This is a genomic window from Brachybacterium sp. (genome assembly GCF_036379615.1).
GTDB lineage: Bacteria > Actinomycetota > Actinomycetes > Actinomycetales > Dermabacteraceae > Brachybacterium.
This window is the reverse complement of record NZ_DASVGJ010000044.1, coordinates 23,720-29,780: the sequence shown is the minus strand read 5'-3', so window position 1 is coordinate 29,780 and position 6,061 is coordinate 23,720. Positions and strand designations below refer to the sequence as shown.

General features: G+C 70.9%; 6 protein-coding genes. 5 read left to right on the top strand and 1 reads right to left on the bottom strand.

From position 1 onward, the window contains the following. The first annotated feature begins 46 nt into the window (after positions 1–46). The 5 genes from VF289_RS08505 (at position 47) to VF289_RS08485 (ending at position 5,327) form a co-directional block, all read left to right on the top strand. Complete coding sequence (locus VF289_RS08505; RefSeq protein WP_330883052.1) at positions 47–1,258, top strand: cobalamin-independent methionine synthase II family protein; 1,212 nt, start codon at positions 47–49, stop codon at positions 1,256–1,258. A 219-nt stretch (positions 1,259–1,477) separates the two neighbouring features. Further along, complete coding sequence (locus tag VF289_RS08500; RefSeq protein WP_330883050.1) at positions 1,478–2,623, top strand: glycosyltransferase family 1 protein; 1,146 nt, start codon at positions 1,478–1,480, stop codon at positions 2,621–2,623. Positions 2,624–2,813: 190 nt separating this feature from the next. Then, positions 2,814–3,557, top strand: a complete 744-nt coding sequence (locus VF289_RS08495; RefSeq protein WP_330883048.1) for a gamma-glutamyl-gamma-aminobutyrate hydrolase family protein — start codon at positions 2,814–2,816, stop codon at positions 3,555–3,557. Between the two features lie 66 nt (positions 3,558–3,623). Next, positions 3,624–3,881: a hypothetical protein gene (locus VF289_RS08490; protein ID WP_330883046.1), complete on the top strand. Its 258-nt coding sequence runs from the start codon at positions 3,624–3,626 to the stop codon at positions 3,879–3,881. Positions 3,882–4,037: 156 nt separating this feature from the next. Next, a complete protein-coding gene (locus tag VF289_RS08485; RefSeq protein WP_330883044.1) occupies positions 4,038–5,327 on the top strand; it encodes an MFS transporter in 1,290 nt (429 codons plus the stop codon). A gap of 89 nt (positions 5,328–5,416) precedes the next feature. On the opposite strand, the gene VF289_RS08480 is transcribed toward VF289_RS08485, so the two are convergent. Then, positions 5,417–6,052: an L-threonylcarbamoyladenylate synthase gene (locus tag VF289_RS08480; protein ID WP_330883042.1), complete on the bottom strand. Its 636-nt coding sequence runs from the start codon at positions 6,050–6,052 to the stop codon at positions 5,417–5,419. Between the last annotated feature and the right edge of the window lie 9 nt (positions 6,053–6,061).

Genomic DNA, 6,061 nt, shown 5'->3' with positions numbered 1-6,061 from the left:
ACGCCCCGGTTTTCGACGGGGGCGACACGGCTCGTACTCTCCTGACATGACCGAGATCCTCACCACCCACGCCGGTTCCCTCCCGCGCAGCCCCGAACTGATCGCCGCCAACGCCGCCCGCCCGGTCGGGGAGGACGGGCTCACCCCTGCTCCCTCCGAGGAGTTCCGCGAGGTGCTCCGCCAGGCCGTGGTCGACGTCGTCGCCAGGCAGCGCGAGATCGGCATCTCCCTGCCGAACGACGGCGAGTACGGGCATCTGATGGGCTCGGCCGTGAACTACGGGTCGTGGTGGTCCTACATCTTCGACCGCGTCAGCGGCCTCGAGCTCACCGGCGCGGACCACTTCTCCACCGAGCCCGTGCGCTCCGCCCCCGGTGACGTGCGCCTGACGACCTTCCCCGATCGCCGCGACTGGACGATCTTCGCCGACGCCTACCAGGACCCCAGCTCGGGCATCACCGTCGGCTCCCAGCCCACCTTCCCCGCCGCGACCGGGCCCGTCGCATTCTCGGAGACCGGCCGGGACCTGGTCGCCCAGGACATCGCCAACGCCCAGGCCGCCCTCGGCGCCGCCGGCTACGAGCACGGTTTCCTCAACTCCCTCTCGCCCGGCTCGGGCAGCCGCATCGTCGATGCCCACTACGGCGACGTGGACGCCTTCCTCGACGCCTGGGTCGAGGTGATGCGTCCCGAGTACGAGGCGATCGCCGCCGCCGGCCTCACGGTGCAGGTCGACGACCCCTCGATCGCGGAGAACTGGGACCAGATCAACCCCGAGCCCAGCGTCGAGGACTATCTCGACTTCACCCGCAAGCGGGTGGATGCCGTGAATCGCGCCCTGGTCAACGTCCCCACGGAGCTCACCCGCTTCCACCTCTGCTGGGGCTCCTGGCACGGGCCGCACACCACCGACATCGAGTTCCGCCATCTCGCCCCGCTGCTGCTGGAGATCGATGCGAGGTACTACTCCTTCGAAGCAGCGAACGTCCGCCACGAGCACGAGTGGACCGTGTGGCAGGACCTGGCCCTGCCCGAGGACAAGGTGCTGGTGCCCGGCATCGTCTCCCATGCGACCAATGTGGTCGAGCACCCCGAGCTGGTCGCGCAGCGCCTCGAGCGCTTCGCGAGGATCGTCGGCCCGGAGCGCGTGATCGGCTCGACCGACTGCGGCCTCGGCGGTCGGATCCACCCGCAGATCGCCTGGGCGAAGCTCGAGTCCCTGGTCGAGGGTGCGCGGATCGCCTCGAAGCGGCTCTGAGCGGCTCTGAGCGACTCTGTGCGGCTCTGAACGGTTCAGACCAGGTGTGCGGCCCGGCCGCGGTCGACCCGGCCCGCCGGGCGACCGCGGTGGTGGCTCAGCGGCGTCCCGGCGGCACCCCGGCGACCCTCCTGCGACGCCGCAGGGGCGCCGAAGAGTTCACCTGGACGTCATGTGGACGTGGCGCGGAATACCGGTGGGCGGAGCATCATCGACAGCGTGAGGATTCTCCTGGTCTCCGAATCGTTCCTTCCGCACATGAACGGTGTCACCAATTCGGTGCTCCGCGTCGCCGACCATTTCGCCGCCACGGGCGACGACCTCGGCATCATCGCCCCCGCCTGGCCCGGTGCCGAGAAGCACCTCAAGACCTCCTGCGGCCGGAAGGTGAGGGTGCGTCGCATCGCCTCCGCCCCCATGCCGGGATATGCCGACGTGCGCATCGCGACCACCAGCGCCGCGGCGCTGCGCCGGCGGATCGACGAGTTCCAGCCCGACGTCATCCACCTCGCCTCCCCGATGATCCTCGGGGGCCGGGCGGTGGTCGCGGCGCAGAAGGCAGGTGTGCCCACCGTGGCCGTCTACCAGACCGACATCCCCGGCTACACGGCCCGCTACGGGATGCCCTTCCTGGAGAGCGCCACCTGGCAGCTGCTGCGCGATGTCCATCAGCGGGCGACCGTGAACCTCGCCCCGTCCATCGCCACCCGTGACCAGCTGATCCACCACGGCATCGAGCGGGTGGACCTATGGCGTCGCGGGGTGGACACCTCGCTGTTCTCCTCGGCGCTGCGCAGCCCCGAGCTGCGTGCCCGCTATGCGCGCCCGGACGAGAAGCTCGTGGTCTATGTGGGCCGCCTCGCCGCCGAGAAGCAGGTCGAGGACCTCAGGGTCATCCACGACATGCCCGGCGTGCGCGTGCTGATCGTGGGCGATGGCCCGGAGAAGGAGGCGCTGCGCCGCCTCATGCCGCGGGCGCATTTCGCCGGCTTCCGCACCGGCACCGATCTTGCCGCCCACATCGCCAGTGCAGATCTGTTCATCCACCCCGGCGAGCTGGAGACCTTCGGGCAGACCCTCCAGGAGGCGATGGCCTCCGGCCTCCCGGTGATCGCACCCCGCCGCGGAGGGCCGGTGGACCTGGTCGCCCCCAGCCGCACCGGCTGGCTCTACACCCCGGGGATGCTCGACGAGCTGCGGGATCGCGCGAGCGACCTGCTGTTCGACGACGCGAAGCGCCAGGCCTTCGGCAGGGCGGCCGAGGACTCGGTGCGCAAGCGCACCTGGCCCGTGCTCGCCGAGCAGCTGCGCGGCTACTACCTGAAGGCGATCGAGCAGCACAGCCGCGTCGGCGCGCTGCTCTGATCTGACTGCTCTGGTCTGACGGCCTCGGAGCCACCCCTCGACCTGCCGTCGCCTCCGACCGCCGTATCCGCCGTCACCAGCGCCGTCACATTCCGCCACAGAGCTCGCCCACGCTGCCGCGCCTGGGGTGAACTGGGTCCAGTCGTCGACCGACGGCCCGGAACATCGCTCCTGCGGAAAGGACAACATCATGGCGCAGCGCACTCGTCGCCCGCTCATCGGCGTGACTGCGGGGACCCGCACGATGATGTCCGGCGCCTGGGCGGGCCATGACGCCGTCGCGGTCAACGAGCAGTACGTGCGCGCCCTGCGCGCGGCCGGCGCCCGCCCCGTCATCATCGCCCCGCAGGACGAGTGGAGCGACGAGGAGATCGCCGAGCTCGACGGCCTGGTGCTCACCGGCGGCACCGACCTCGACCCCGCTGCCTGGGGGGAGGACGCTCTGGCGACCGACATGACCCCGGATCCCGAGCGCGACGCCTTCGAGACCGCCCTGTACCGCGCCGCCCGCCGCACGGGCGTGCCCGTGCTGGGCATCTGTCGCGGCCTGCAGGTCATCGTCGTCGCCGAGGGAGGGACGCTGCACCGTCACCTGCCCGAGGACCTGCCCTCCCACCCCGCCACGGGGCAGCGCCCCACCCCGGTCGAGGTCGAGGTGGATGCCGCCAGCGACCTCGGGCTCGCCCTCGGCACCCGCGCCGAGGTCACCGCGTACCACCACCAGGGCATCCGCACCGTGCACGGCGATCTGCGCATCGTGGCCCGTCACGCCAGCGGGCTCCCGCTCGCCGTCGAAGCCAAGACCGGCTCGAACGTGCTCGGCGTGCAGTGGCACCCGGAGATCGACGGTGCGTGCGGGGACGCCGTCTTCGAGAGCCTGCTCACCGCGATCGGCCACCGTGCGGTGTCCGCCCCGGCGCGCTGCCTGGTCTAGGATGGGAGCCGGTCGTCCGCATCCCGGTGTCGGACGCAGAGATCCCGAGTCTGAGGAAGAGGCAGCATGAGCAACCAGCATGTCGCGGACGCGACCCGCGCGGAGGCGCGCGAGGACGAGAACGTGACCTCGAAGGGCAACGGACTCGTGCTGTCGGTGGTGCTCTCCTTCGTGCTGTTCGCGCTCTTCGCCGGTGGGCTGTACGTGATGGGCCTGATCTCGATGGACAACCCGTCCGTCCTCACCTTCTGCGGCGGACTGGCCATGTGCATCGTCGCGCTGCTGGGCACCTTCGACCTGGTGCCCCGCTTCCTCAGCAAGTGAGGACCCCCTGAGCTTCCCTCGTGCCCGGCGCCCACGGCGACCGGGCACGATGGCGTCCGGGCCCGGTTCCCCGCCCCGGTGACCCGCTGATCCGGAGACCCGGCGACCGGGTGGCCAGGTGGCCCGCGGAACGAGAACGGGACAGAATGGTGCGTCGTGACCGCTCACGCCTCGTCCGACGGCCTCGCCCGTCCCCCCGTTCCCACACAGGTGCGTCGCGCCCGCTGGGCCGTCTCCCTGATCTTCTTCCTCAACGGTGCCTCGTTCTGCGCGATCATGCCGCGCTATCCCGAGCTGGTGGAATCGATCGGGCTGAGCAACACCGCCTTCGGCCTCGCCATCGGACTCGGACCGATCGGCGGGCTGCTCTCCGGCCTCTTCGCCGCCCGGCTGATGGGCGGGTTCGGCTCAGCGCGGATCGCGGTGGCGGCACAGATGATCGCCTCCACGTCCCACCTGCTGGTCTACACCGCCGGCAGCTGGCTGTGGCTGGCGCTTTCCCTCGCCCTCGCCGCGGCGGCGGATGCGATCACCGACATCGCCATGAACGCGCACGGGATGCGCGTCGAGCGCCGGTACCGCCGCTCGATCATGAACAGCTACCACGGATGGTGGTCGCTCGGCGCCGTCACGGGCGGCCTCTTCGGTGCGGCCGCCGCACAGCTCGGCCTGCCGCTGTGGTTCCAGGGCCTGATCGGACTGGTCCTCTTCGGGGCCCTGGCGGCGGGATCCTTCCGCTTCCTGCTCACCGGGCACGACTCCACAGAGCGCTCCGCCGCGGCTCCGCCCGCTCCCGCCGGCGCCGGACCCTCGGCCGGCTCCGCAGGGGAGGTCCCCGCCGATGTCGCCCCGAGCGGGCTGCGGATCGCGGGGATGAGCCTGCGAGCGCTCGGGCTCGTCAGCGCCCTCGGCATGGTGCTGGTGTTCGCCGGGTCCACGGAGGATGCCGGGAACACGTGGGGCGCGCTGTTCATGACAGACACCTTCGGCGCCGCACCCTTCCTGGCCGGTATGGCCTTCGTCGCCATGCAGGGGGCGCAGACCATCGGCCGCTTCACCGGTGACGCCGTCGTGGACCGCCTGGGCGATCGCGCCACCGCGCGCCTGGGCGCTCTGGTCGGGATGGCCGGGATGAGTCTCGCGCTGCTGATGCCCTCACCCGTCCTGGCGCTGATCGGTTTCGCCGCCGCCGGATGGGGGGTGGCGACCCTGTTCCCCGCCGCATTCCGTGCGGCCGATGAGCTCCCCGGTGTGCCCCACGGCGTCGGCATCACGGTGGTGGGCTGGTTCGCACGCCTCGGCTTCTTCGTCACACCGCCCGTGGTCGGCGCGCTCGCGGATGCCCTGACTCTGCGCCACGCGCTGTGGATGGTGCCGATCTACGCGCTCGGCATCCTGCTCTTCTCCGCAGTGCTGAGCACTCGTCAGCACCGAGAGGCCCCCTGAGGGGAACCACCCGGGAGCAGGGAGCCACCGGGGACCAGGGAACCATCGCGGAGCAGGGAGCCACCGGGGAGCTCCGTCGCCGATCGCGCTCAGAACCGGCTGACGTCGCCCGCGCCCTCTCGCGCGATCACCAGGTCGTCTCCGGAGAGGTCGATGACCGTGGTCGGCTCGGTGCCCACTTCGCCCGAGTCGATGATGGCCTCGACCTGCTCGCCGAGCAGATCCTGGACCTCCCAGCCCTCCGTGGGCGGACCGTCCTGCTCCGGCAGCAGCAGCGTGGAGGAGACGATCGGCGCGCCGAGCGCCTCGACCAGGGCATGCGCCACCCGATGCTCGGGGATCCGCACTCCCACGGTGTGCTTCTTCGGATGGGCCATCTTCCGCGGCACCTCCCGGGTCGCGGGCAGGATGAAGGTGTACGGGCCGGGCGTGGCGTTCTTGACCAGTCGGAAGGTCGGGTTCGAGACCAGCACGAACTGGCCGAGCTGTGCGAAATCCGCGCAGACCAGGGTGAAGTGATGATCCTTGCCGACCTGGCGGATGCGGCGGATCCGCTCCAGGCCCTCGGTATTGCCGAGCGCGCATCCCAGCGCATAGCAGGAATCGGTGGGGTAGGCGATCAGCCCGCCGTCCTCCAGCACCCGGACCGCCTGCTCGACGAGACGCGGCTGCGGATCCTCCGGATGGATGTCGAGATACTTCGCGGAGCGGCGTGATCTGGCCATGCTCGATGG